The organism is Muricauda brasiliensis (assembly GCF_003057865.1).
GTDB classification, from domain to species: domain Bacteria; phylum Bacteroidota; class Bacteroidia; order Flavobacteriales; family Flavobacteriaceae; genus Flagellimonas; species Flagellimonas chongwuensis.
Map to the genome: position 1 here is coordinate 1 of NZ_QBTW01000035.1, position 304 is coordinate 304.

Genomic DNA, 304 nt, shown 5'->3' on the forward strand with positions numbered 1-304 from the left:
GATGACCAGAACCTGACCTTGAGCGGGAACAACCTTTCCATCGAGGACGGGAATTTTGTGGACCTGTCCGGTTACATGGACAACACCGACGATCAGGCACTGAGCCTTAGCGGCAACACCCTGACCTTGGAGAACGGCGGCACCGTTGACCTTGGTGCATATCTCGATAATACGGACGACCAAACGATAACGGCATTCAGTCTGGACAATACCACGAACGAACTGACCTTGACCCTGGAGGACGGCGGTACCGAGATTGTCGACTTCAGCACGGTACTGGCGGCGGCCGGGACAGATGATCAGG

Annotated in this window: 1 protein-coding gene; it reads left to right on the top strand. The window is 55.9% G+C overall.

What is annotated here, in order from left to right; all coding sequences use genetic code 11:
• The coding region (locus DCK90_RS16815; protein WP_159075874.1) for a hypothetical protein at nt 1–304 on the top strand (304 nt) is incomplete at both ends.